Origin of the sequence: uncultured Campylobacter sp., assembly GCF_938045205.1 — a bacterium.
In the GTDB taxonomy this organism is placed as follows: domain Bacteria; phylum Campylobacterota; class Campylobacteria; order Campylobacterales; family Campylobacteraceae; genus Campylobacter_B.
The window spans coordinates 1-2,748 of sequence record NZ_CALIMY010000090.1 but is presented as its reverse complement, the minus strand read 5'-3'; the positions used below and the strand labels follow the sequence as shown (position 1 = coordinate 2,748).

2 protein-coding genes are annotated in these 2,748 nt (G+C 42.0%); one reads left to right on the top strand and one right to left on the bottom strand.

Annotated elements, in window-relative coordinates; translation table 11 throughout:
* Positions 1 to 294 precede the first annotated feature (294 nt).
* Positions 295 to 675, top strand: coding sequence for a hypothetical protein (locus Q0198_RS04985; protein WP_297895729.1), 381 nt, complete (start codon positions 295 to 297; stop codon positions 673 to 675).
* Between the two features lie 392 nt (positions 676 to 1,067).
* Here Q0198_RS04985 and Q0198_RS04980 read toward each other — a convergent pair whose 3' ends face one another.
* Positions 1,068 to 2,699, bottom strand: coding sequence for a cation:proton antiporter (locus tag Q0198_RS04980; RefSeq protein ID WP_297895726.1), 1,632 nt, complete (start codon positions 2,697 to 2,699; stop codon positions 1,068 to 1,070).
* Positions 2,700 to 2,748: the final 49 nt, after the last annotated feature.

Sequence of the window (2,748 nt, the reverse complement as noted above, 5' to 3'; positions counted from 1 at the left end):
TAGCCTGCCAAAAATTTTATCGATTAAATTGCGAGAGCCGGTAAGTATTCGCTTTTAAAATTTAATGTGAAACGGGATCGCTTGTCTGCCAAAAAAGAAGCAAGTCAAAAAGCCCGCTTCATTAAATTTAAAACGCTACGGAGTAAAAAAGCAAAATTTGAGCTAAAATAACCGAGAAAGGCAGTAAAAACGCAAAAAGACAAAATCCCCGCGGACATCAGCCAAATTCTACAAGAAATTTTAAAAAGCTACGATAGATTTCGCTTTTGTAGATATCTGTTTTTCGGGACGCTTTTGACCTTTCTGATTTATATCGTCGTGTTTCTTATGTTTGTACATGATGCGCCCATAATGTCGTTTTTATGCATGCTCGCGCTATCTGCGATAAATATACTCGTCTGCCTAAACAGGCTGAAGTATAAAAAATATGCCCTGCTTTTATTTAGTGATGCAGATAAAGCCTTTATGCTTATATGGATACATGTGGCTGCGATATTTTACGTCCTTTATGCTTTAATCGGATTTTATTTACAGATAAAATATCACATAGACTGGGATACACGTCAGATTATACCCGCTATTTTTATCGCTATTCCGGTGGCGATAATAACATATAACGCAAATCCGGAATTTGACGCCGATGAGACCGTGTATCTACCGGCGCCAAAATCGTAGACAAAAATCGGCGGAGCCATCGCTGATAAAATTTCCGGCGAGCAAAATTTTAATAAAACAAACGGCGAGGCGCAAGCTACCCAAGATGAAGCCGCTAAATTTGAGCAAAAATTTAAACGAGTTTTTAAATAACTTTATCGCTCAAATATATTTCATCAGCTCCTTGTCGGAGTATCCTTTTGCTGTGGAATGACAGCTTAAATTTAGAATTTGAATCAATCCAAAGCAGCACTTTGCACCTTTAAAATTTGCAAGTCAGCTATTATAAATATATCTATTTATCTGCGTTTATTAAAACGCTTCAAATTAGCTGAGTATAGAAGTAAGAATAAAGAAGCGTGGAGATTTTAGGCATAGCAAATGCGTTTAAATTTGATCTTAAACGCTCAAGGCTACTGCGTTAGCTTGCATTTCAGCGCCTCTTGTAAAAGCGCATTGGCTACTACTCTCTCCTTTTTTACGAAGATAAAATTTTCGCCGTATTCGCTCTGCAACTCGCTTTGCGGATCAGCGCCCGTATGCATCACTATGATATTTGCTTTTAAATTAGAGCCGTTTAGCATCTTGGCGACAATGTCGAGCTTTTGCTGATTTGCGATCGTTAGGATGATGACCGACGCATCGCGCGCATGCAGCTCGTCTATCGCAGTTTTTTGCATTATATTTACAAAGTATATGTTCTCTCCACGCGATTTGCCGAGATCCACAAGTTCTAAATCGCTCTCAGCGACTACATATAGCAGCCCCTGATCTTTAAGGCGCAGCACCACTTCCTGCCCTATCCTGCCGTAGCCTGCTACAATGATATGATTTTTAATCGGCGGGATTTGAGTTTTATGCTCCTCATCCTCGAGCTTTTCGACCTTGGACTCGAAGCGGTTGGCGATTTTGTTTAAATTTTTAAGAATAAACGGCGTTAAAATCATCGTCGTAGCTACGACCGTGATTAAAATTTGCCCGTTTTCCTTACTTAGCATATCGCGGCTCATCAACAGCGAAAAGATCGCAAGCGCAAACTCACCTATCTGGCATAGCGACAGCGCCGCTTTTAGCGCTATCCTTTTGCCGGTCGAGAGAAATAAGATCGCATAGATCACGACCGTCTTAAGCGCCATTATAACGATAATAGCGAGCAGGATTAGCCCATAGTGCGAGACGATGACTTCAAAATTTATCTGCATACCAATCGTGATGAAAAAAAGTCCGAGCAGTATGTCTCGAAACGGCGTCAGATCGGCCTCTATCTCGTGTTTATACTCGGTTTCTGCGATTAGCATGCCCGCGATGAATGCGCCCAGCGTGTACGAAAAACCAAAAACATGCGCCAAAAAGCTAGCCCCCACGACGGTAAAAAGGATGGTCGCGATGAAAATTTCTTTAGAATTTGTCCTTACGACGTAGTAGAGGAAGCGGTTGAAGGCGAATTTGCCGAGCACGAAAAGGATCACTACCACTATGGCGGCGCTTACGGCGGTTTTTAAGATTAGATAATTCACGGGGGTATTGTCGGTCGAGCCGAATATGTCAATCATCAGCAAAATAGGGATGACGGCGAGGTCTTGAAATAGCAGGATGCCAAGCACCTTGCGCCCGTAGTTTTGGTTGATTTCGCCTGTTTCGTTGAGCGTTTTTAGCACGATCGCCGTAGAGCTAAGCGCGAGCGCAAGCCCGATAATCATCGCGGTTTTTATGTTTCCGCCGAAAGCTTGATCGATGATGAGCGCTAAGATAATACCGGTGCCGAGTACTTGGAGTATGCCGTTAAAAAATACGTCCTTTTTCATACTCATCAGGTGATGGAAGCTAAACTCAAGCCCGATGGTAAACATCAAAAAGACGATGCCAAATTCTGCCAGCTCAGACATATGGGCGTTTTCGACACTGCTTAGACTATAGATCTGCGAAAAGCACACGCCCGCGACGATATATCCGATGATAGTGGGAATTTCAAAAATTTTAAAGACGATATTTAGCACTATCGCAAGCGCGGTGATCGCAAGAAATAGCTCTATAACAAGCTCCATTAACTCCCTTTTTTTGTAAGATTATGCGTAAAATTTAGCGCTAAATTTA

Excerpts from the sequence above, each read along its gene's own strand:
- Q0198_RS04980 (WP_297895726.1), bottom strand. The coding sequence starts at position 2,699 with ATGGAGCTTGTTATAGAGCTATTTCTTGCGATCACCGCGCTTGCGATA.